The sequence below is a fragment of the Actinoplanes sp. NPDC049668 genome, from assembly GCF_044465445.1.
In the GTDB taxonomy this organism is placed as follows: domain Bacteria; phylum Actinomycetota; class Actinomycetes; order Mycobacteriales; family Micromonosporaceae; genus Actinoplanes.
In genome coordinates this window covers 50,523-71,406 of the sequence record NZ_JBITLR010000007.1, presented here as the reverse complement: position 1 = coordinate 71,406, position 20,884 = coordinate 50,523, and the positions used below count along the sequence as shown (strand labels likewise).

Genomic DNA, 20,884 nt, shown 5'->3' with positions numbered 1-20,884 from the left:
GCGAGGCATGGGGACGACGGGGCAGACACTGGCGGCGGGCAACGAGGCGATGCTCGAGGGCGCGTTCCGCACCGGCGACTACGGCGAGGCCGAGCAGACCTTCCAGGCTCTGCTGAGCCGGGCCCGGGCCGACGGCGACCGGGCCCTCGAGGCGGCCGCGCTGGACCGGCTCGGCATGCTCATGCATTTCCGGGCCCTGGAGGGCGACCTGGAGCAGGCCGACGCCGACGGCGAGGAGGCGCTCTTCCAGCAGGCCCTGGCGATCCGCCGCGACCTCGGCGACCCGGTGGGCACCGCCGAGTCGCTGTTCGGCGTCGGCCTGGTGCACCAGGTCCTGCGCCGGGACTGGGACGCCGCCATGCCGTGCTACCGGGAGGCCCTCGACCTGGCCGAGGCGCACGGCGACCTGCTGCTGCGCTCCGAGGTGCACCGGCACGTCGGCTTCTACTACGCGATGTCCGACCTGCGGTCCGACAAGGCGCTCGAGCACCTGCGGATCTCGCACGACCTGCGCGCCGAGCTGGGCGACCCGCGCTGGATCCCGGGCGGGACGATCGCGCTGGGCATCGCCGAGCTGGCCGACGGGCGGCGCGAGCGGGGGCTGGCCCGCGTCCGCGAGGCGGTGGCGCAGGCGCACGAGGCCGGCCTGGCCCCGCACCGCGTCGAGTGGATGGAGAACTTCCTGCGCGACGCCGAGGCCGAGGCCGCGCGGTGAGGCTCGACGAGGCCTGGAGCCTGGCCCGCGACGACAGCGGCCTGGCCATCGTGTCCACAGTGCGCACCGACGGGACGATCCAGTCGTCGCTGGTCAACACGGGCGTCCTGGCCCACCCGTCGACCGGGGAGCCGGTGCTGGGCTTCGTCACGTACGGGAAGGTCAAGATGGCCAACCTGCGGGCCCGGCCGCAGGTGACGGCGGCGTTCCGCAAGGGCTGGCAGTGGGCGGCCGTCGAGGGCCGCGCGGAGCTGGCCGGCCCGGGCGACCCGCGGCCCTGGCTGGACGCGGAGCGCCTGCGGCTGCTGCTGCGCGAGGTCTTCGCCGCCGCGGGCGGCACCCACGACGACTGGGCGGAGTACGACCGGGTGATGGCCGAGCAGGGGCGAACCGCGGTCCTGATCAGCCCGTCCCGGGTGTACGGCAGCTGACCGGCCGGATCACCGCAGGTCCTTGACCATCTGCTGGGCCAGCAGCCGGTAGCCCAGCCGCTCGACGAGGCGCCGGGCACCGTCGTTGCCGCCGTCGATGTTGAGGCCCAGGCTGTGCACCCCGCGGCGCGCCAGCTCGGCCTCGATCGCGGCGATCACCGCCGTGCCGTACCCCCGGCGGCGGAGGCCCTCGTCGATGCCGACGTGGTGCAGCCAGCCCAGGCCGGGCCGGGGCGGCGCCGGCATCGCGGCCCAGACCCAGCCGACCGGCCCACCCCGCGCGCACACCGTGCGCAGGATCGCGCCCTCGGTCCGGTCGCCCTGCGGTAGCAGCTCGGCCAGCCGCCGGGCCGAACGGGCTTCCGCCTCGCCGTGCCAGACGCCCTGCTGCCGCACCAGGCGCTGGGCGTACTCGGCGAAGTGCGCCTCGATGCGGCCCGCATAGTCGATCATCGGCACGAGCTCGATCCCGGCCGCGGGCGGCGGGCCGGCCGGCGAGCGGGACCACTGCTGCGCGGTCACGTCGAAGCCGAGCCGCTCGTAGAGGCGGCGGGCCGTGTCGTTGTCGCCGAAGACGTTCAGGCCGAGCCGCGACACGCCCAGCCCCGCCAGCTCGGCCTCGACGGCCTCGATGATCGCCGCGCCGTACCCCCGGCCGCGGCGGCCGGCGTCCACCTCGACGTCGCAGATCCAGGCCATGTCGGGCATGGTCGTGCCCGGCAGCGACACCCAGATCCAGCCGATCTCGGCACCGTCCACAACGGCCTTGCGCAGCAGCTGGCCTCGCGTCGCCGCGCCGCGCGGCAGCCGCTCGGCGATGTCGCGCTCGGACTCCGCCGCCGCGTCCCGCGCGGAGAGCTTGCGGGCGACGGCGATCGCCGTCGCGTAGCCGGTGACCATCAGCTCGCGCCGCGCCGCGAAGTCCCGGTCGTCCATTTCCAGCAGCGTCAATGCCATGAGGTGACCCTTTCACGACCGAGTGACACGGTCGCCCGGCATGTCCGGAGAAAACGGTGACCAGGGGCTGAATCGGAGCGGCCGTCCCTCGGTCGGGGTATACACACGCCCTCCGGAATCGGGCAATCATCTGACCAACCGGTCCGATAGGGACTGGACAGGAGAAAAGGCAGGATGTGGGGCCCCGATGGTGAAGTGGACCCTGGTGCCGTGTCTGGTGACTCTGCGCGATGAGTTCAACCGGCTGGCCCCGAAGCGCGACAAGGCGAGCGACGGATCCGTCGGCGACACCTCGCACGCGGGGAACTCCTCGGACCACAACCCCGACGAGACGGGCAGAACGCCGCAGGAGGACGGCGACGACAAGAACGAGGTGCACGCCATCGACGTCGATGACCACCTGCACAAGGCCGGCTGGACCATGGACCGGTGCGTGGAGATCATCGTCACCCGGCACCGCAAGGGCCACGACGACCGGCTGCAGAACGTCATCTACAACCGTCGCATCTGGTCTCGGTCGTGGGGCTGGACGGCCCGGCCGTACACCGGCGCCAGCGCACACACCGAACACGCGCACTTCTCGGCCCGTTACACCACCGCGCAGGAGCGCGACACGAGTCCCTGGGGACTGCTGGAGGAAGACGTGACGAAGACCGAATTCAACGCCTGGATGACCGAGTGGGCGCGCAGCCCGGTGGGGCGCGAGGCCCTGGCCGTGGCGGTCCTGGCCTGGGACCCCGGCGTCGACGCGAGCGGCCACGTCCGTCCCGGCGGCGTACCGAACCCGGACCCGGTCGGATTCAAGAGCAACCCGACCTTCGGGCCGAACTACGCGCTGCACCGCGCGGTGGTCGCCGCGACCCTGGGCCACGAGATCCGCGAGCGGGTGGACAAGGTGCAGGCGGCGGTCGACGCCCTGGCCAAGAGTCATTCGGGCGCGCCGGTCGGCGCGCAGGTGAACCCGCAGACGGCGCTGGACGCGCTCGGCAACGGTCTGTCCAACCAGGAGGCCGCGGCGGCGCTGCGCGCGGCGCTCGGCGACCGGGCGGCGGAGGTCGGCCGGCTGCTGGCGGGCTAGTTTTCTCGGGAGGCGAAATGCCGGGCTTCGGTGGTACCCCTCCGGAGCCCGGCAGTAACGTGAACCGCATGTTGATCAGCTGCGGGTGCCCGGTGTCCGGCGTGTGGGCGGACCCGATGTCGTTGACCGGCTTCGCGATGCGCGCGGAGGAGCTCGGCTACCACGGCCTGTGGTCGTTCCAGCGCCTGCTCATCGGCGCGGGCCAGGAGCTCGAACCGGTCTACCGCAGCGTCCTGGACCCGCTGCTGGCGCTCACCTACGCCGCGGCCCGCACCACCCAGATCCGGCTCGGCGTCGCCGTGATCAACCTGCCGTACCTCTCCCCGACCTACCTCGCCAAGCAGGCAAGCACCCTCGACGTGCTCTGCGGCGGCCGCTTCGACCTGGGCCTGGGCACCGGTTGGTCCGAGGTGGAGTTCACCGCGACCGGCTCCGACCCGAACCCCCGCGGGCGCCGCACCGCGGAGTACCTCGCCGTCCTGCGCACCCTGTTCCGGGGCGAACCCGCGCGCTTCGACGGCGAGTTCTACACCGTGCCGCCGAGCGTGATGGCGCCCCGGCCGGTGCAGGCCGGCGGCCCGCCGATCCTGCTGGGCGGCAGCGCGGACGTCGCGCTGCGCCGGGCCGGGCGGATCGCCGACGGCTGGGTCAGCAGCAGCCGCGCCAGCCTCGACGACATCACCCGCGGCGCCCAGACCGTCCGGCGCGCGGCGCAGGAGGCGGGCCGGGACCCCGATTCGGTACGCATCGTCGTGCGCGGCGTGGTCCGGGCCGGCCTGCGCGACGACAACGTGCCATTGTCGGGCACCTGGGACCAGATCCGGGACGGCGCACAGCGGTACGCGCAGGCCGGCGTCACCGAGCTCTTCTACGACCTCAACTGGGACCCGTTCATCGGCGGGCCGGACGGTGACCCGCGCGCGGCGGGCGAGCGGGCCGAGGAGATTCTGACCGCGCTCGCACCGAACGGCTGAAGTTCCCCCCGCAGACCTTCCCGGTGCCCCTCGCGTACCGGCAACCTGGGCAGACGCCGCACGCAGCGCCTAACCAGGGAGAGCCATGTTCCGCCGCCCGCTCGTCGCCGTCGCCGCCGTCGCCGCCCTGACCCTCCCGGCCGGATGCGGGACGCTCGGCGACTCGCCGACCTCCGCCGCGGGCGACGCCCCGACGCCGGCCGCCTCCGCGACACCCCGCTCCGACAGTGGTTTCGGCGACTCCGTGAAGGACGCCGGAACCATCCCCGACCCGTGCACGCTGCTGAGCCGGGCCGAGGTCACGCGCCTGACCGGGCGCGACATCAGCCAGATCGACGAGGACGGGCTCCCGGACGGCGACGAGAACCGGTACTGCCAGTGGCAGCAGTCCGGCGGCCAGCTGGCGGTCTTCCTGGGCCGGACGACCGCTGACGACTTCAAGATCAAGATCGCGGAGGCGACCCCGGTGGACGGCGTCGGCGAGGACGCCTTCGCGCTGGCCGGCCACCTCTACGTGCTCTACGGCACGGTGTCGATCGACGTGTACAGCCGCGGCGACGACGACGCGGAGAACCTGGCCAAGGCCGCGACGATCGCCGAGGTCCTGATCCCGAGGATCTGAGGCACGGGCTTAACGCGCGGGCCGTGCTCGGCTAGTCTGCTGAGCCGATGACTACGCCCACGCTCCCGCCGCCCGGCACGTACCGCTCCCGCTCGCGGGTCACCCGCAACCGGGTCGGACTCGCCGCGGCCGGGCTGGCGCTCACGCTGCTCGGGTACCTGATCGGGCGCCTACAGGGCGGCACCGAAGCGCCCGCCGTCGCCGCGCCGCCGCCGCCGCCCTCCGCGTCGGCCTCGCCGGCGCCGGAACCCTCGACCGAGCCGCCCACGACCGAGCCGGCGACGCCCGGACTGGACGCGTACTCCGTGCTTCAGGCCGAGGCGGCGTCCGGGCGGCAGGGCACCGAGGTCGAGGAGACCGAGGACGAGGGCGGCGGGCAGAACGTCGGCTGGATCAGCAACGGCGACTGGCTGCGCTTCGACGACGTCGAGTTCGGCGACACCCCGGCGACCGGGTTCGCCGCCCGGATCGCCTCCGACGCCGACGACGACAGCCGCGGCCGGATCGAGATCCGGATCGACAGCCCGGCCAACCCGCCAGCGGGCACCCTGATCACGGGCGAAACGGGCGGCTGGCAGGACTGGACGAGCCGGAGCACCGAGATCCAGCCGACCACCGGGCGGCACACGGTCTTCCTCGTCTTCGCCGCCGACGACGGCGACGAGTTCCTCAACATCAACTACTTCGCGTTCCGGCACTGATACCGCATTCGAACATGTGTGCGAAGATGGCCGCGTGTCCGACCAGGCGACCATCCTGCACGCCGACCTCGACTCCTTCTACGCCTCGGTCGAGCAGCGCGACGACCCCGGGCTGCGCGGCCGGCCGGTGCTCGTCGGCGGCGGCGTGGTGCTGGCGGCGAGCTACGAGGCCAAGGCCTTCGGGGTGCGCACCCCGATGGGCATCGCGCAGGCGCGGGCGCTCTGCCCGCACGCGCTGATCGTGCCGCCGCGGATGTCGGCGTACTCGGCGGCGAGCAAGGCGGTGTTCGAGGTCTTCCGCGACACCACGCCGATCGTCGAGGGCGTCTCCATCGACGAGGCATTCCTGGAGGTCGGCGGCCTGCACCGGATCCGCGGCACGCCGGCCGCGATCGCCGCACGGCTGCGCGCCGACGTCCGCGAACGGGTCGGGCTGCCGATCACGGTCGGGGTGGCCCGCACGAAGTTCCTGGCCAAGGTCGCCAGCGGGGTCGGGAAGCCGGACGGTCTGCTGGTCGTCGCGCCCGGAGAGGAGCTGGAGTTCCTGCACCCGCTGCCGATCGAGCGGCTCTGGGGCGTCGGCCCGGTCACCGCCGGCAAGCTGCGCGAGCGGCACATCCTGACGGTCGGCCACGTCGCCCGCATCGGCGAGGCCGCCCTGGTCGCCATGCTCGGCGCGCACGCCGGCCGGCACCTGCACGCGCTGGCGCACAACCGCGACCCGCGCCGGGTGCGCACCGGCCACCGGCGCGGGTCGATCGGTTCGCAGTGCGCGCTCGGCCGGCGGCAGCGCCCGTTCGCGGAGGTCGAGGCGACCCTGGCCGCGCTGGTCGACCGGGTCACCCGCCGGATGCGCAAGGCCCGCCGGGCCGGCCGCACGATCACGCTGCGCCTGCGCTTCGGCGACTTCACCCGGGCGACCCGCTCGCGCAGCCTGCTCAAGGCGACGATGCAGACCCAGGCGATCCTCGAGACCGCCCGGCAGCTGCTGCGCGAGGCCCGGCCGCTGATCGACGAGCGCGGCCTGACCCTGGTCGGCGTCGCGGTCGGCAACCTCGACCGGGACGGCGCCGTTCAGCTGGAGCTGCCCTTCGACCTACCCGCCGAGGACAGCCTGGACACCGCCCTCGACGCGGTCCGCGACCGCTTCGGCTCGACGTCGGTCACCCGCGCGGCGTCGCTGGGCCGCGACCTGAACCCGTCCGTACCGATCCTGCCGGACTGATTCCCGGCCCGGCTACGGCCGGTCGGCCGGAGATCGCGACCGGCTACGGCTCGAGGCCGAGTTGGGCCCGGCCGGTGGCGTTGAGATCGTCGGCCATCGGGCGGCCGGCCCAGTCGATCTCGTAGTCCTCGGGCGCGAAGTCCGACGGGCTGATGCCCTTGATGAAGGCCTGCCCGCACTCGGCCGCGTATGCGGCGTTCTTCTCGCAGTACGGGCTCGCCGGGATGTACATGACGTTGCCCCAGCCCTGCTGGTTCTTCACCGCCCCGACGGAGTGGATCATGTCGCCGTGCCACCAGACGGTGTCGCCGGGCTCGACCGCGGGGATCGGGGTCAGCGCGGGCATCAGCGCCGGGTGCCAGCGCTCGCTGATCGGCAGCGCCTGCCCGTTCGCGGCGCCGCACAGGTCGTCGTCGGCGACGTCGTCCTGCAGGGCGCGCAGCAGCAGGTATGCCATCGCCGACGGGATCGGCACGACGTGCAGCACGCCCTCGGTCGGCGCCATGTCGGACAGCGCGGTCCAGCCCTGGAAGGTACGGAACGCCGAGCACATCACCGTCGACTCGTACTCGTGCACGTCGGTGCGGTAGGCGCCGTCCCACGGGTCGTAGGCGTCCGGGTCGCCGCGGAACACGTGCCGGAAGACGTTCTGATACGCCGGGAGCAGCCAGCGTTCGATCGAGCCGGAGTCGGTGTGCGCGGACAGGCCGGCCGAGTCGCTGCCCGGCTCGCGGCGGCGCACGCGGTCCGGGTACGCGGTGTCGCGGGTGGGGTCGAACCAGACCCGGCCCTGCGATTCGTGCTTCCAGAACGAGTTCAGGAAGCCCCGGACCGCGACCATGTTGTCGTCCTCGCGGGCCTGCATCTGCGGCCGCGACCAGTAGATCGGGAAGATCGACGGCCGGCTCGCGGCGAGGCCGCCGAAGACGCCGTCGTCGAGGTAGCGGTAAGTGCCGGCGAAGTCGTTGCGGTCCAGGTAGTCGACCAGCTCGGCGTCCCAGCGCTCAGCGCGTACGCGGGGGAAGGTGCCCTTGATGACCGCGCAGCCGCGGCGGCGGACGGCCTCGACCAGGTCGGCCGGGACGGTGCCGGCGGCGACGTCGGCGAATCGCACGACGGGCCAGACCTCCTCGCCCCGCCCGCGCTGGGCGACGATCTCGGCGACCTCGGCGCGGACGGCGGCCTCGGCCCGGGCGAAGGCCGCGGCGACGTCGCCGATCTGCGCCCGCAGCCGCGCCTTGGTCTCGCGGATCGCGGTGGGGATGTCGGCCGGTGCGGTGCTCATCGGTGTCTCCCTGCGTCGACTGGGTAGTATTTGATTAGGTGACCTAACTAGAATGTGTCTTAATGTAGGAGGTCGGCAGCAAAGATCGCAAGGGGGATCCGTGAACGAGGTCGCCCGGGCCCTGCCGCAGACGGTCCTGCGCGAGGCCACCGACCGCCGCCTGCTCGACGAGACCATCCGCCAGGGCCGGACCACGCGCGCCGAACTGGCCGACGTCACCGGCTACTCGCGGCCGACCGTCTCCGAGGCGGTCCGCCGCCTGGTCGAGGCCGGCCTGCTCGACGCGACCGGCCTGAAGGAGACCGGCCGGCGGGGCCGGGTCGGCACCTTCTACGAGCTGGGAGCGCAGTCCGGCTGGGTGCTCGGCCTCGAGCTGGACCAGTCCGGCGTGCACGCCCGCGCCGCCGACCTGGCCGGCCGCACCCGCGCCGAGCTGCGCCGACCGCCCACCCCGCCGGGCGACGCCGCGGCGCTGGTCGAGAGCGTGCGGGCCGCGGTGCGGACGATCGACGGCGGCGCGGGCCCGCTGCGCACGATCGGCGTCTCGATCGCGAACCCGGTCGACCCGGCCACCCACCAGACCGTTCCGCTGGCCGGCACGCCATTCCCGGAGGGCCTGCTCAGCCCGGTGGAGATGATCGGCGACCTGGCGGCGGCCCCGGTGCTGGTCGACAACGACGTCAACCTCGCCGCGCTGGCCGAACACCGCGCGGGCCGGGCGGTGGGCGAGGCCAGCTTCGCGTACGTCTACGTCGGCGCCGGCCTCGGCGTCGGGCTGTACATCGGCGACCAGCTCATCCGCGGCGCGCACGGGCTGGCCGGCGAGATCGGCTACCTGCCCGGCGCCTCGGCACCGACGCTCGCGGCGGACCTGGCGGCGGGCGGGCTGGGCCGCTCGGACGCGCCGTCCAACGACGTCGCGGCGGCGCTGGCGCTGCTCGACCGGGGGGACGAGACGGCGCTGCGGGTACTCGCGGAGGCGGTGGCCCGCGCGATCAACTCGGTCGCCGCCGTGGTCGACCCCGCGCTGGTCCTGCTCGGCGGCCCGGTGGGCACCCATCCGGCGCTGCTGCCCCGGGTACGCACGGCGATCTCCTTCCCCGGCCCGATCCGAGTGGAGCACGGCGCCCTCAGCACCGACGCGGCATTGCGCGGCGCCCTGGAGCTGGCCATCGAGCACGCCCGCGCGACGGCGGTGGCGGTCTAAGGTCCCGTTCCGACCGGGGTCGCGCGTCGTCTGGGTGTGCGCCGGGATTTCGCCGGCCAGGCACCCGGTCCGGAACAGGACCTAGGATCGCCGGTGTGGCATTGCGTCCTGCTCACATCAATATCAAGGCAGTCGATCACGCGGCGGTCGGCCGGTTCTGGGCGGAGGCGCTCGGCTGGAGCGCCTACCCGGGCGAGACGACCTACGTCGGGCCCGCCGGCGGCCCCGTCTGGCCGGACCCGGTCGTCCTCGGCATCGACGTCGTTCCGGTACCGGAACCCAAGACCGCGGCGAAGAACCGGGTGCACCTCGATCTCGCCACCGCCTCCGCGGCACACCAGGCCGAGCTGGTCGCGCGCCTGCTGGCGCTCGGCGCGACGCCCGCCGACGTGGGCCAGGGCGAGGTGCCGTGGGCGGTGCTCGCCGACCCGGAGGGCAACGAGTTCTGCGTGCTGGAGCCCCGGGAGGTCTACCGGGACACCGGGCCGATCGCCGCCGTCGTGGTCGACTGCGTGGATCCGCGGGCCATGGCCCGGTTCTGGGGCGAGGCGACGGACTGGGCCGTGCGCGAGGCGACCGACGAGTTCGCGTCGTTGCGCTCCGCCGGCGCCGTCGGCCCGTACCTCGAGTTCCTCCGCATCCCCGGCACCCGGCCCGCGCCGGACCGCGTCCATCTCGACCTGCTGCCGCACCCCGGCGACGACAAGGCGGCCGAGGTGGCCCGGCTGCGGGCCCTCGGCGCCGCCGACCTCGACATCGGCCAGGGCGCCGCGCCGTGGACGTGCCTGTCCGACCCGGAGGGCCACGAGTTCTGCGTCCTGGCCCGGTCCTGACGGCTGGCCGCGGCCGGTACGGCAGACTTGCCGGTGTGCGGAAGATCTACGTCATCGGGATCGGCTCGGGCGATCCCGACCAGCTGACCCTGCAGGCAGCCAAGGCGATCGGCCGGACCGACGTGTTCTTCCTCCTCGACGAGGGCGAGGCCAAGGAGAGCATGGTCGAGCTCCGCCGCCGGCTGCTGAAGGCGTACGGCCGGCCGAGCCGGCGCATCGCGGAGGGCCGCGACCCGACGCCGGCCGACAGCGAGGCCACGATCGGCGACTGGCAGCGGCGGCGCTCCGAGGTCGCCGAGGCGCTGATCGGCGAGCACCTGCTCGACGGCGAGACCGGCGCGTTCCTGGTCTGGGGCGACCCGTCGCTCTACGACTCGACGATCGCCGTCCTCGACGAGATCCTGGCCCGCGGCCAGAGCAGCTTCGAGTACGAGGTCATCCCCGGCATCAGCAGCGTCTCCACCCTGGCCGCCAAGCACCGGATCGGCCTGAACCGGGTCGGGCGGCCGTTCCACGTGACGACGGGGCGCCGGCTCGCGCAGGGGTGGCCGGACGGCGCTGAAGACGTGGTCGTGATGCTGGACGCGCAGCAGAGCTTCGGCACGGTGGACGGCGAGAACGTGGAGATCTTCTGGGGCGCGTATCTGGGTACCGGGGACGAGCTGTTGGTATCCGGGCCGCTCGACGAGGTGGCCGACGAGATCCGCCGGGTGCGGGCGGAGGCCAGCGAGCGGCACGGCTGGATCATGGATACCTACCTGCTGCGCCGCCGGACCTGATCGACGGGTGCCGGTCTGCGCAGGGCTTGACCGCGATCGCCCGCCGTCCCGGTGGATGCGCATCCACTCCGTCGCGGTGCTGCCGGAGCCTATTTGCCGGTTCCCCGGGCCGGCGTCGAGGTTCGCGTCGCCGCCGGCGCGAGCTGCGAGTCGCCAGAGTTACGGCGCGGACCTCTCGTTTGGCTGGTTGACCGTCGCTCTCGGAGACCGTGTCGGGCAGGCCTGGTACCAGCGGCCGGGGCCCGGCAACGACCGCACCCCTGCGCCCATCATCCGTGCGGCCACAATCCGGATGGCGACCATCCGGGCAGCCGCCGTCCAAGTGCCCACCAGCTGACTGGCCACCATCCACGTAACCGGCACCTGGGCGACGACCTTCCATGTACCCGCCATCCACGTGCCCACCGTCCGGGTGCCTGACGTCCCGGCGGCCGCCATGCAAACGCCCTGCCTCCGGGTGCCCACCCTCCAGCTGGCTTGCAGCCACGTGCCCGTCCACGTGTCCGAATCAGCGTGCCCGAATCCACGTGCCCGACTCCACGTGCCCGGCATCCAGCTGCCCGGCATCCAAGTGGCCGCCGTCCGAGTGCCCGGTGTCCGGGTGGCCACCGTCCCAACAACCGATATCCGGGCCGCCGTTGTCGAAGTAACCGCCATCCACATGCCAACCGTCCGAATGGCGGCGTTCGGGCAGCCCACCGTCCCAGTGCCCGATATCCGGGCCGCGGTTGTCCGGGTAACCGCTATCCACATGCCCACCATCCGAGTGTCCGGCGGCCGGGCAGCCACCGTCCCAGTGCCCGAGATCCCAGCCGCCGGTATCCAGGTAGCCACCATCCACATGCCCACCGTCACAGTTGCCACCATGCAGACGCCCTGCATCCGGATGCCCGAGGTCCAACTGGCCGTCGTCCGAATGCCCGGCATCCGGGTGGCCGTCATCCGGATCCCCGGGGTCCAAGTGGCCCATCCACATGGCTGCCGTCCGGGCACCCGGCGGCGGCCGGCCGAGGTGAGCTTGTGGACGCGACGGCTCCGGTTGCACAGACGCCGCCGACGGCGTCGGCCACGGTGAGGGCGACAGGGTTGTCGGCCACGTCGTGACGTTGGCCGCCGGAATCCGGAGGGCTTCCACAGCCTCTTAGATATCGATAGGTTTCACTGCATGAAGGGCTCTCTCACCGCGCTCGCAGTCCTTGCCTCGCTGGTAGCGCCACCTGCCGCCGCGCACGCCACCTCCGCCGCCGCGCCAACACCCACAGCACTCGCCGCGCACGACGCCGCACTCCCGGCCGCACCCGCCGCACTCCCGAACGCGCCCGCCGCACTCGGCGCCGCACCCGCCGCACCCGCCGCACTCGGCGCTGCACCCGCTGCACCCGCCGCACTCGGCGCTGCGCCCGCCGCACCCGCCGCGGTCGGCACCGCACCCGCCGGCGCGCTCGCCGCCGATGCGTCCTATCGGACGCTCGGTTCGGCGAGCCATCCGGATTGGATGCGATCATTGCCCGATTCGACCGGTCTATCCGCGCTGTCCATCCCCGGCACGCACAACTCGATGTCGATCCACGGCGGCGCGCTGACCCAGACCCAGGAGAACTTCGGCGACAGCGCCGCGACGCTGGCCCGGCAGCTCGACGCCGGCATCCGAATGATCGACATCCGGGCCCGGGTGAACGGCGGGAACACCTTCACGATCCACCACGGCGCGGTCTATCAGAACGCCAATTTCGGCGATGTCCTGAATGCACTGCGCGCCTTCCTCTCGGCCCACCCGGGCGAGACCGTCGTCATGCGGCTCAAGCAGGAGTGCACGGGAGAAATCGGATCCTGTACCGACGTATCGGGCCAGAAGAGCTTTCCCGACATTTTCGACTCATACGTCTCGTCGCTGTTCTGGCAGCCGTCGGTGACCCGCGGGGCCGCCGCCGCGACGCCCACGCTGGGCGCGGTCCGGGGCAAGGTGGTGCTCGCCGTGCTGCACGGCGCGCACGGCAGCCCGATCGAGCACTACGGGCTGACCCAGTTCGAGCAGTGGCGCAACGGCTCGTCGACCTACGTGCAGGACAACTACTCGGTGCCCAACGTCGGCGCAATCGCCACAAAACGCGACCAGGTCAGGCGCCATCTCGACGCCACGAGCGCCGGCGAGGTCGCGAAGATGTATGTCAATTTCGGCAGCGGTTCCAGCATCTTCGCCCAGCCGCACCAGGTGGCCGGCGGCGCGTTCGGAGTGCAGGGCGTGGACCCGTTTCTGCTGGTCTACCTCAATGAGGGCCACGGCCTGACCCGTACCGGAATGGTCATGCTCGACTTCCCCGGCGGCGGCCTGATAGACAAGATCATCTCGTACAACTGACTTTTTCTTCTCAGGTTTGAGCCTTCACCCGCTGAACCGCGTAGTACCCGTCGACGGCCTGCCGAGAACCGGGCCGCCACGTCGGCCGCCGGGGGGCGGCGACGCCGAACGACGACTGCTGAGCGGGTGAGGTCGATGGCGCGAGCGAACGGCGACACTGCCGGCCGACCAGGGCCGACCGCGTTTCCATCCTTCGACGACCTGCGCGAGCCGGCGTTCCCGCAGACCGACCTGCGCGGGCCGGCATTCCCGCAGACCGACCAGCGCGAGCCGGCGTTCACGCAGACCCTCGCGCCCGAGCGTGAGTTCTGGCAGCAGCCGGACCTGAACGAGGGCGTGCCCCGCGGCGACATCATCGTCGAGGCGCCGACCGAGCCGTCCGGCTGGCAGGGCACCGGCCCGGCGATCGTCACCGACGACCGGCCGCCGGCCGAGGCCACCTCGGGCAACCGCCTGCTCATGGTGCTGCTGTTCTTCTCCGGGCTGGCGGCCAGCCTCGCGCTCTGGCTCTTCGACACCCAGGCCGGCGCGATCAACGACACCGCGACCCTGATGCTGGCGGTCGGCCGGATCACCGGCCTGGCCGGCGGCTACGTGCTCTTCATCCAGTTGCTGATGATGAGCCGGGTCTCCTGGCTCGAGGAGTGGGTCGGCGCCCGCGACCTGCTGCGCTGGCACCGCTGGCTGGGCACGTCGCTCGTGGTCCTGGTGCTCGCGCACGTCGTGTTCATCGTCTACGGCTACGCGCTGACGGCCGAGGCCGGCGTGGTCGACCAGGCCTGGACGATCATCACCACGCTCCCCGAGATGATCAGCGCGACGGTCGCCACCGGCCTGCTGGTGCTGATCAGCCTCATCTCGATCCGGGCGGCCCGCAGCAAACTGCCGTACGAGTTGTGGCACTTCATCCACCTCACCGCGTACCTCGTGCTTTTGCTGGGTTATGGCCACCAGGTCGCGGTAGGCGCGGACCTGTCCGGCCGCTTCGCTTCGATCTTCTGGCCCGGGTTGAGCGCGCTGGTGATCGCCGCCCTGGTCTGGGGCCGGCTGGTCGAGCCGCTCTGGCTGAACGTGCGGCACCGCTTCGAGGTCGCCGAGGTCGTCGCGGAGGGCACGAACACGTTCTCGATCTACATCGACGGCCGCAACCTCGACAAGCTGCCGGCCGTGGCGGGCCAGTTCATGCGCTGGCGGTTCCTGACCGCCAACGGCTGGTGGCAGTCGCACCCGTTCTCGCTCTCGGCGGCGCCGAACTCGCAGTGGCTGCGCCTGACCGTCGCGGCCGTCGGCGGGCACACCGCGAAGCTGGCGGAGATGGAGCCGGGCACGCCGATCTGGGCCGAGGGCCCGTTCGGCACGTTCACCGCCCAGCGCCGCACCCGCCGCCGCGCCCTGCTGATCGCGGGCGGCAGCGGCATCGCGCCGATCCGCGCCCTGCTCGAGGACATGCCGCCGGACACGATCGTGATCTACCGCGCCAGCCGCCCCGATGAACTGGTCTTCCGCGAGGAGCTGGAGGACTTGGCCGAGCGGCGCGACGCCTGGGTCCGCTACATCGTCGGCTCCCGCAACGACCCGGGCCCGAAGCGCCTCTTCACCGCGAACGGCCTGCTGGGGCTGGTGCCCGACGTCAACCGCCGGGATGTCTACCTGTGCGGCCCGCCCGGGCTGGTGGACGCCGCGGTGCAGACCCTGCGCGAGCTGGAAGTGCCAGACAGCCAGTTGCACCTCGACCCCTTCGAATTCTGATTTCCGGGAGTTTCCTCATGCGACGCAGCACCGCAGCAGCCATCGGGACGTTGACCGGCGCAGCTTTGATCGTCGGTGTCCGGCTGAGCGTGTCCGCACCTGTCATCCCCGCGGCCGCGCCGCCCGCGGTCGACCTGGCGGGCTCGGGTGAGGACGCGGACCCGACCGCCACGCCGTCGAAGAAGGCCTCGAAGAAGCCCGCCCCCGAGAAGTCAGCCGACGAGGCGTCGGGTGAGGCCGGTGGCGCCGGCCTCACCAACGGCGTCTTCAAGGGCTCGGCGGCGAAGAACCCGTACGGCACCGTCCAGGTCTCGATCAAGGTCACCGGCGGCAAGATCACCGCAGCGGACGCCACGTACCCGGTCACCGGCGACAGCGCGACGATCAACCCGCCGGCGATCGCCTCGCTCAAGCAGGCGACGGTCAAGGCACAGAGCGCCGAGGTGGACGCGGTCTCCGGCGCGACCTTCACGTCGGAGTCGTACGTGAAGTCACTGCAGGCCGCGATCGACGCCGCGTCCGCGTAGGGTCCGTCACCATGCACCACGCAGAACACGTCATGGGCACGGTCGTCAGCATCGACCTCGCGGACGACCTCCCGGAGGCGGACCTGCGGACGATGATCGACGACACCTGCGGCTGGCTGCACGAGGTCGACCGGCGCTTCAGCACGTACCGGGACGACAGCGAGGTCAGCCGCCTGCGCCGGCGAGAGATCACACCGGAGGACTTCTCGCCGGACATGCGCCACGTTTTGGAGGCGTGCGCCGACCTGTGGCGGAAGACCGACGGCTACTTCGACGCGTACGCGGCCGGCCCGCTGGACCCGTCCGGGTACGTCAAGGGCTGGTCGGTGGAGGTCGCGTCGGCCCGCCTGGCCGAGGCTGGTTCGGTGAACCACTGCGTGAACGCGGGCGGAGACATCAGGGCCCGAGGCCGATCCGCGGCCGGCGCGCCGTGGCGGGTCGGCGTCCGGCACCCGTGGGAGGCGGACAAGCTGAGCTGGGTGCTCACGCTGACCGACCAGGCGGTGGCGACTTCCGGTACCTATGAACGTGGTGATCATGTCTTCAATCCACGTACGGGCGGGCCTGCCCGGGGTCTACGGTCGGTGACCGTCGTCGGCCCCGACCTGGCACTCGCCGACGCCTACGCGACCGCCGCGCTGGCCATGGGCGAGGCGGGAATCGCCTGGCTCGCCAAGCGCGCCGCCGACGGCTACGACTCAGCGGTCGTGACAGACGACAGACGAGCGTTCAGCTCGGCGGGTCTACCGGCCGCAGTCTGATCCGCAGCCGCAGCCGCGACCACCGACCTGCTCACCTGCTCACCTGCTCACCTGCTCACCTGCTCACCTGCTCACCTGCTCACCTGCTCACCTGCTCACCTGCTCACCTGCTCATGAAACGCGCGACCCACCCGCGAGCCGACGCTCAGGTCGGCCAGGTTGCCGCAGTCGGATCCACCGCCAGGTTCACCGACCCGCCAGCAACGCGCAGTCTGCCCACGAGCCGATGTCCAGCTCGACCAGGTGCCCACCACAGCCAGATCCACCCCCAGGACCACCGACCCGCCGACAACGCGCAGCCCACTGACAACGCGCGGTCCGCCCACGAGCCGACGTTCAGCTCGACCAGGTCCCCGCCCCGCCCCCATGACCACTGACCTGCCGACAACGCCCAGCCCACCCACGAACCGGCGTTCAGCACAACCAAGTCCCCACCCCCAACCAGATCCACCCCCAGGACCACCAACCAGCCGGCAAACGCGCGACCCGGCCGACGAGCCAACAGTCAGCCCAGCCGGATTGGCACCCGCAGTCTGATCCACCCCCAGGACCACCGACCTGCCGACAACGCCGAGCCCACCCACGAACCGGCGTTCAGCACAACCAGGTCCCCACCCCCAGCCAGATCCACCCCCAGGATCACCAACCAGCCGGCAAACGCGCGACCCGGCCGACGAGCCGGCGGTCAGCTCAGCCGGATTGGTGCCCGCAGTCTGATCCGCCGTCAGGTGCGCCGACCCTGCGGCGGGTGCGGCCGGCCGGTCGCACCTGCGTGGGTTCGCCGTCGTGGGTGATCAGAAGTCAGCGAACATGTAAGGCATTCGCCTCGGGAAGAGTGCGGTCAGCGGGTCGATCGCCGCGGCGTCGACCTGGCCGAAGCCCCTCGTCATGACCTCGACCGGGTCGAGGACGCCGTAGGCGAGGGCCGAGATGCCGGAGCAGGTGAGCGTGGCCTACGGCTCGTCCTTGCCCTGTTCCACAACGAGCCGGCCGTCCTCGCCGGCCAGCCGGTAGCGCCCGCCGATGAACTCGTCGCCGGCCACCTCGACCGTCACGGCCCCGGTCGCCGACGTGGTGGTGCCGGTCAGCGCCTCCATCGAAAGCAGGCGACCCATCGGTCCGCCCCGGCGGGGAAACGCGACTCGCCCCTCGGTGAGCACCGCGAGGTCGGTCCCCCACAGCTCCGGCACCTCGTCCACCCCGACCTTCATGACGATCCGGGCGACCTGGTCGACGTGCCGTGCGAAGAACTGCAGCAGCAGCGCGCGGCCCAGCGGCCCCGTGACCAGCAGGTCGTCCGTGATCAGATCACCGCCGAACTCGTCGATCCGATAGGCCACGGCACCCACCACCTCGCCGTCGACCCGGGCGACCGCCACCCAGCGCGCCGGGCTCTCCCGGAACTCGGCGGTGCGCACCTCGTCGAACACCGAGAAGCCGTGCCGCTCGCCCAGCAGGCGCAGCGTCAGGGCGTTGTAGTCGTCGAAGGCCTCCCGCATGGGCAGCCGCTCCACGTCACCCCGCAGCTCGGCCCTCAGGAGATGCGAGAGGCCCTCCGGGGCGAAGGTCGCGGTCCGGAACCGTGGAAGGCCCACGAAGCCGAAGCGGCCGTAGAACGACGCACGGAACGGATAGAGGGTGCTCACCGTGCTCCCCCGGTCGTGCATCTCGTGCAGCAGCCGGCCCAGCAGCGCCCGGACGAAGCCGCGACGACGCGCGGCCGGATGGGTGGCGACGGACGCGACCCCGGCCATGTCGTGGACGACGCCACGCACGTTCTGCCGCATCGGGAAGGCGGCGACGCCGGCCAGCGCCTGCCCGTCCTCCTCGGCGATGAGGCTGACGGCGGTGTCGTAATACCGCATCCGGCCGGCGTAGGTGTCCCGATCGGCATCGGCGCAGGGTGAGGGCATGAAGGCATACGACTGCAGCGGAAACATGGTGTCGGTGCGCTCTGCGGCGGTGATCTGTCGGATCTCCATGAGGCCATCCAACCGGGAACGCGGGCTGGGCGCTCACCCGTTTCCTGGCCTGTGGATAACCGGCCCGCGACGCGCCGGGGGACCCCCGGTTTGGCAATGGGCCGGGGTACCCGCTAATGTTTCATCCGTCGCCGGGGAACGCCACCGGAGAGACAAGCGGACGTAGCGCAGCTGGTAGCGCATCACCTTGCCAAGGTGAGGGTCGCGGGTTCGAATCCCGTCGTCCGCTCGGAGAGGCCGCCACAGGTTACGTGCGGGGTCAGCTCGGTGGAGTGGCCGAGAGGCGAGGCAACGGCCTGCAAAGCCGTGTACACGGGTTCAAATCCCGTCTCCACCTCGGCATTTCGATCGAGGGCGATTGGCGCAGCGGGAGCGCGCTTCCTTGACACGGAAGAGGTCACTGGTTCGATCCCAGTATCGCCCACCAAGCAGTACAGCAGGTCAGAGCGGGTTTCGCCCTCACGGTGCGGAGCCCGTTTCTCGTTGGTGGCCAAGATCTGGAGAGATCTTGGAGACGATCTTGATGACGTCACCTTGGTCATTCCCCCGCTCCCGTCAGCAATCAATTGAGTATCGCGACCGGGGAACGAGCACCCAGCCGTCGGCGTGGGGCCACCGCCTCCTCCCACATCCGGGTCAGCCCGTCGAGTAGCTCGCCAATCATTCCGTCGGTGATATGCGAGTACAGCGCCGGTACTGAGCCGTCCGCATGGCCGGCGGTGGCTCCTCCTGGTGCGCTTGACGGGAGCTTTGATCTTGGCAATCATCTGTCTCCCTGCTCACAGAAGCCGAGGCCGCCCAACAGTGAAGCGATATTCCGGGCCGTTCACCGCCCTCGTGCTGACCGTGGCGACTCCGGTCGCGGCGATCTGGTTGATCCCCGACCAGACCAACGACGAGGCCAAGCAACTCGCCGCGCAGGGTGTGGACCTGGACTACGGGATCGAGCCGCTGAGTTTCGGGCCGTTGGCCGACACCGTGATCGGCATCGGGGCGTGCGCCGTGGTCGTGGCGTGCCTGGCTCTGCTGGTCTTCGGCACGGCCCGTCGGACGATCGCCCCGGCCTGGTGGTGGGTGACCGCATCGATCCTGGCCATCGGCTACTTCCTTGGCTTCTGCTGGCGAGTGTGGACCGCCGGCGGCATCGGCGCCAATATCGGTGCCGGCTTCGTGGTGCTGATTAGCCCGTTCTGCATCGTGTGGGGCTCGCTGCCCGGGATCGTCGGAGCGGTGTATCTCTACCGCGCCCGCAAGCAGCGCCTGACCAGCGCCTCCGTGGGGGAAACGGCGTCTTGACCGGGTCGCGCGGCCGGGAGCTTTGCCTCACGACAGCCGCAGCGGCGGATACCGAGATACCTCCAGCTTCGATCGTCGGCCCGGAGCATTCCGCTGTCGACTTCGCCTGCGCCCTTGCGACCGAGTACTCCTTGATGCGGGCCGAGTGCCGCGCCGGAAGACGTCCAGATCGCGGGCAGAGGATTACGGCTGGACTACGACGGCGGTTGCCGTGAGATAGGTGCGGTCGTCGTAGCCGCCGGTGATCAGGACGCGGCCGGCCGGGAGCGCGGCCGCCGCCGGGAACTGCCGTTCCGGGCCGGAGACGGTTCCCAGTGCACGCAGCGCGCCGTCGGCGTAGGTATCGACGCCGTAGCCGCCCGCGATGACGACCCGGCCGTCGGCCAGGGTGACCACCGCATCGGAGATCTTGTAGCGCGGCTCGGACATCTGTGGGCCCGGCCGGAACGTGCCGGAGCGTGGGTCGAAGCGTTCGGTGCGGGCGAGTCGGGCCTGGCGGTCGTCGGCGGTCTGGCCGCCCACGACCAGGGCGCCGCCGTCCGGCAGAGCGGCGACGGCCAGCTTGTACTTCGGCGCGTCGAGCCGGCCGGCCGCGCGCCAGGAGTCGGTGGCCGGGTCGTAGATCGCCGCTGTGTCGAGCAACGTGCCGCGAGCGGACTGGCCGCCCGCGACGAGGACCCGACCGCCTGCGAGCAGGGTCGCGCCGTGCATCGATCGCGGCCCGGGTAGCGCCGGGGCGGCGCTGAACCGGCCGGTCGCCGGGTCGTAGATCTCCGCGCCGGCGAGGATGTTCGTGCCGTTCGCGCCGCCGGCGATGAGGACCCGCCCGTCCCGCAGGCGGGTGGCCGTGTGCTCCGCGCGGCGCACCGACATCGCACCGGTCGGCTCGAACCGGGCGGTCGCCGGGTCGTACACCTCGGCGCTGACCAGCGGCGGCAGCCGTTCGCCCGAGAACCCGCCGACCACCAGGACGCGGCCGTCCGCCAGAGCCGTCGCGGTGTGACCTGCCCGCGGCACGGACATCGGTGCGCCGGGCGTGAACCGGCCGGTCGCCGGGTCGAACAGTTCGCTGTCGGCTCCGGCGGTGCCGTCGCAGTGGTCCACCACGCATCCACCCACGATCAGCACGCGGCCGCCGGGCAGCGGCGTCGCGGTATGGGAAGCCCGCGGAACCGCCATCACCAGCCCACCCGGTGCGGGTGAGGTGACCTGCGGCGGCGGGATCGGCAGCGGCTGGGGATCGTCGGCGGTGCAGCCGGCGGTGAGCGTACCGGCCGTCAGAATCAGACACACCACGAGTGGACCGCGCAACGTCCACCTCCCGAAGCCACGGATCGAGGTCATGACGTAGACAGGACTGGAGGCCCCGAACCGATTCTGCACCGGAATTGAGCCCGGTGCCC

General features: G+C 71.9%; 20 protein-coding genes and 3 tRNA genes. 18 read left to right on the top strand and 5 right to left on the bottom strand.

Going from position 1 to position 20,884, the window contains the following annotated elements; translation table 11 throughout:
- Window positions 1-7: 7 nt before the first annotated feature.
- Together ACIBSW_RS28500 and ACIBSW_RS28495 are read left to right on the top strand one after the other, a co-directional pair.
- The gene (locus ACIBSW_RS28500) at window positions 8-715 is read left to right on the top strand and encodes a tetratricopeptide repeat protein (RefSeq protein ID WP_354718860.1); all 708 of its coding nucleotides are present in this window, start codon (window positions 8-10) and stop codon (window positions 713-715) included.
- Window positions 712-1,146: a TIGR03618 family F420-dependent PPOX class oxidoreductase gene (locus ACIBSW_RS28495; protein WP_354718862.1), complete on the top strand. Its 435-nt coding sequence runs from the start codon at window positions 712-714 to the stop codon at window positions 1,144-1,146. The genes ACIBSW_RS28500 and ACIBSW_RS28495 overlap by 4 nt, the downstream gene beginning before the upstream one ends.
- Window positions 1,147-1,155: 9 nt before the next feature.
- Here ACIBSW_RS28495 and ACIBSW_RS28490 read toward each other — a convergent pair whose 3' ends face one another.
- Window positions 1,156-2,103, bottom strand: coding sequence for a GNAT family N-acetyltransferase (locus tag ACIBSW_RS28490; RefSeq protein ID WP_354718864.1), 948 nt, complete (start codon window positions 2,101-2,103; stop codon window positions 1,156-1,158).
- A gap of 217 nt (window positions 2,104-2,320) precedes the next feature.
- Here ACIBSW_RS28490 and ACIBSW_RS28485 point away from each other — a divergent pair, with 217 nt between their 5' ends.
- The 5 genes from ACIBSW_RS28485 (at window position 2,321) to dinB (ending at window position 6,703) form a co-directional block, all read left to right on the top strand.
- Window positions 2,321-3,181: a hypothetical protein gene (locus ACIBSW_RS28485; RefSeq protein ID WP_354718866.1), complete on the top strand. Its 861-nt coding sequence runs from the start codon at window positions 2,321-2,323 to the stop codon at window positions 3,179-3,181.
- 68 nt (window positions 3,182-3,249) lie between these two features.
- Window positions 3,250-4,155 (top strand): TIGR03619 family F420-dependent LLM class oxidoreductase, encoded by a 906-nt coding sequence (locus tag ACIBSW_RS28480; protein WP_354718868.1) that lies wholly within the window; start codon window positions 3,250-3,252, stop codon window positions 4,153-4,155.
- Window positions 4,156-4,240: 85 nt separating this feature from the next.
- Window positions 4,241-4,777 carry a DUF3558 family protein gene (locus ACIBSW_RS28475; RefSeq protein WP_354718869.1) on the top strand — a complete coding sequence of 179 codons (537 nt, stop codon included), beginning with the start codon at window positions 4,241-4,243 and terminating at the stop codon, window positions 4,775-4,777.
- Between the two features lie 47 nt (window positions 4,778-4,824).
- Window positions 4,825-5,478 carry a carbohydrate-binding protein gene (locus tag ACIBSW_RS28470; protein ID WP_354718871.1) on the top strand — a complete coding sequence of 218 codons (654 nt, stop codon included), beginning with the start codon at window positions 4,825-4,827 and terminating at the stop codon, window positions 5,476-5,478.
- Between the two features lie 34 nt (window positions 5,479-5,512).
- On the top strand, window positions 5,513-6,703 hold the full coding sequence (gene dinB / locus ACIBSW_RS28465; protein WP_354718873.1) for a DNA polymerase IV: 1,191 nt from the start codon (window positions 5,513-5,515) through the stop codon (window positions 6,701-6,703).
- 43 nt (window positions 6,704-6,746) lie between these two features.
- Here the strand turns inward: dinB and ACIBSW_RS28460 are convergent, their stop codons facing one another.
- Window positions 6,747-7,988 carry a YbiU family protein gene (locus ACIBSW_RS28460; RefSeq protein ID WP_354718875.1) on the bottom strand — a complete coding sequence of 414 codons (1,242 nt, stop codon included), beginning with the start codon at window positions 7,986-7,988 and terminating at the stop codon, window positions 6,747-6,749.
- Window positions 7,989-8,088: 100 nt separating this feature from the next.
- On the opposite strand from ACIBSW_RS28460, the gene ACIBSW_RS28455 reads away from it, so the two are divergent.
- The 3 genes from ACIBSW_RS28455 to cobF all read left to right on the top strand — a co-directional run bounded on the left by ACIBSW_RS28455 (window position 8,089) and on the right by cobF (window position 10,807).
- A complete protein-coding gene (locus ACIBSW_RS28455) occupies window positions 8,089-9,195 on the top strand; it encodes an ROK family transcriptional regulator (protein WP_354718877.1) in 1,107 nt (368 codons plus the stop codon).
- Window positions 9,196-9,290: 95 nt separating this feature from the next.
- On the top strand, window positions 9,291-10,028 hold the full coding sequence (locus ACIBSW_RS28450; RefSeq protein WP_354718879.1) for a VOC family protein: 738 nt from the start codon (window positions 9,291-9,293) through the stop codon (window positions 10,026-10,028).
- Between the two features lie 35 nt (window positions 10,029-10,063).
- A complete protein-coding gene (gene cobF, locus ACIBSW_RS28445) occupies window positions 10,064-10,807 on the top strand; it encodes a precorrin-6A synthase (deacetylating) (protein WP_354718881.1) in 744 nt (247 codons plus the stop codon).
- Between the two features lie 508 nt (window positions 10,808-11,315).
- On the opposite strand, the gene ACIBSW_RS28440 is transcribed toward cobF, so the two are convergent.
- Window positions 11,316-11,768, bottom strand: coding sequence for a hypothetical protein (locus ACIBSW_RS28440; RefSeq protein ID WP_354718883.1), 453 nt, complete (start codon window positions 11,766-11,768; stop codon window positions 11,316-11,318).
- Between the two features lie 204 nt (window positions 11,769-11,972).
- Between ACIBSW_RS28440 and ACIBSW_RS28435 the strand changes: the two genes are divergently transcribed.
- The 4 genes from ACIBSW_RS28435 (at window position 11,973) to ACIBSW_RS28420 (ending at window position 16,203) form a co-directional block, all read left to right on the top strand.
- The gene (locus ACIBSW_RS28435; RefSeq protein WP_354718885.1) at window positions 11,973-13,166 is read left to right on the top strand and encodes a phosphatidylinositol-specific phospholipase C; all 1,194 of its coding nucleotides are present in this window, start codon (window positions 11,973-11,975) and stop codon (window positions 13,164-13,166) included.
- Window positions 13,167-13,301: 135 nt separating this feature from the next.
- Window positions 13,302-14,915: a ferredoxin reductase family protein gene (locus ACIBSW_RS28430; RefSeq protein WP_354718887.1), complete on the top strand. Its 1,614-nt coding sequence runs from the start codon at window positions 13,302-13,304 to the stop codon at window positions 14,913-14,915.
- An 89-nt stretch (window positions 14,916-15,004) separates the two neighbouring features.
- The gene (locus ACIBSW_RS28425; protein WP_354718889.1) at window positions 15,005-15,442 is read left to right on the top strand and encodes an FMN-binding protein; all 438 of its coding nucleotides are present in this window, start codon (window positions 15,005-15,007) and stop codon (window positions 15,440-15,442) included.
- Between the two features lie 11 nt (window positions 15,443-15,453).
- Window positions 15,454-16,203: an FAD:protein FMN transferase gene (locus ACIBSW_RS28420; protein ID WP_354718891.1), complete on the top strand. Its 750-nt coding sequence runs from the start codon at window positions 15,454-15,456 to the stop codon at window positions 16,201-16,203.
- Between the two features lie 953 nt (window positions 16,204-17,156).
- Here the strand turns inward: ACIBSW_RS28420 and eis are convergent.
- A complete protein-coding gene (gene eis, locus ACIBSW_RS28415) occupies window positions 17,157-18,185 on the bottom strand; it encodes a GNAT family N-acetyltransferase (protein ID WP_354718893.1) in 1,029 nt (342 codons plus the stop codon).
- Window positions 18,186-18,341: 156 nt separating this feature from the next.
- Between eis and ACIBSW_RS28410 the strand changes: the two genes are divergently transcribed.
- The 4 genes from ACIBSW_RS28410 (at window position 18,342) to ACIBSW_RS28395 (ending at window position 19,481) form a co-directional block, all read left to right on the top strand.
- Window positions 18,342-18,414, top strand: a tRNA-Gly gene (locus ACIBSW_RS28410).
- Between the two features lie 37 nt (window positions 18,415-18,451).
- A tRNA-Cys gene (locus ACIBSW_RS28405) sits at window positions 18,452-18,522 on the top strand.
- A gap of 15 nt (window positions 18,523-18,537) precedes the next feature.
- Window positions 18,538-18,612, top strand: a tRNA-Val gene (locus tag ACIBSW_RS28400).
- 377 nt (window positions 18,613-18,989) lie between these two features.
- Window positions 18,990-19,481 (top strand): hypothetical protein, encoded by a 492-nt coding sequence (locus tag ACIBSW_RS28395; RefSeq protein WP_354718895.1) that lies wholly within the window; start codon window positions 18,990-18,992, stop codon window positions 19,479-19,481.
- A gap of 183 nt (window positions 19,482-19,664) precedes the next feature.
- Here ACIBSW_RS28395 and ACIBSW_RS28390 read toward each other — a convergent pair whose 3' ends face one another.
- The gene (locus ACIBSW_RS28390) at window positions 19,665-20,825 is read right to left on the bottom strand and encodes a kelch repeat-containing protein (protein WP_354718897.1); all 1,161 of its coding nucleotides are present in this window, start codon (window positions 20,823-20,825) and stop codon (window positions 19,665-19,667) included.
- Between the last annotated feature and the right edge of the window lie 59 nt (window positions 20,826-20,884).

What these genes read in the sequence shown, in the direction of transcription:
- ACIBSW_RS28430 (WP_354718887.1), top strand. Translation starts at nt 13,302, where the DNA reads ATGGCGCGAGCGAACGGCGACACTGCCGGCCGACCAGGGCCGACCGCG.
- ACIBSW_RS28460 (WP_354718875.1), bottom strand. Translation starts at nt 7,988, where the DNA reads ATGAGCACCGCACCGGCCGACATCCCCACCGCGATCCGCGAGACCAAG.
- ACIBSW_RS28480 (WP_354718868.1), top strand. Translation starts at nt 3,250, where the DNA reads ATGTTGATCAGCTGCGGGTGCCCGGTGTCCGGCGTGTGGGCGGACCCG.
- ACIBSW_RS28490 (WP_354718864.1), bottom strand. Translation starts at nt 2,103, where the DNA reads ATGGCATTGACGCTGCTGGAAATGGACGACCGGGACTTCGCGGCGCGG.
- ACIBSW_RS28420 (WP_354718891.1), top strand. Translation starts at nt 15,454, where the DNA reads ATGCACCACGCAGAACACGTCATGGGCACGGTCGTCAGCATCGACCTC.
- ACIBSW_RS28390 (WP_354718897.1), bottom strand. Translation starts at nt 20,825, where the DNA reads ATGACCTCGATCCGTGGCTTCGGGAGGTGGACGTTGCGCGGTCCACTC.
- ACIBSW_RS28475 (WP_354718869.1), top strand. Translation starts at nt 4,241, where the DNA reads ATGTTCCGCCGCCCGCTCGTCGCCGTCGCCGCCGTCGCCGCCCTGACC.
- eis (WP_354718893.1), bottom strand. Translation starts at nt 18,185, where the DNA reads ATGGAGATCCGACAGATCACCGCCGCAGAGCGCACCGACACCATGTTT.
- ACIBSW_RS28435 (WP_354718885.1), top strand. Translation starts at nt 11,973, where the DNA reads ATGAAGGGCTCTCTCACCGCGCTCGCAGTCCTTGCCTCGCTGGTAGCG.
- ACIBSW_RS28500 (WP_354718860.1), top strand. Translation starts at nt 8, where the DNA reads ATGGGGACGACGGGGCAGACACTGGCGGCGGGCAACGAGGCGATGCTC.
- ACIBSW_RS28470 (WP_354718871.1), top strand. Translation starts at nt 4,825, where the DNA reads ATGACTACGCCCACGCTCCCGCCGCCCGGCACGTACCGCTCCCGCTCG.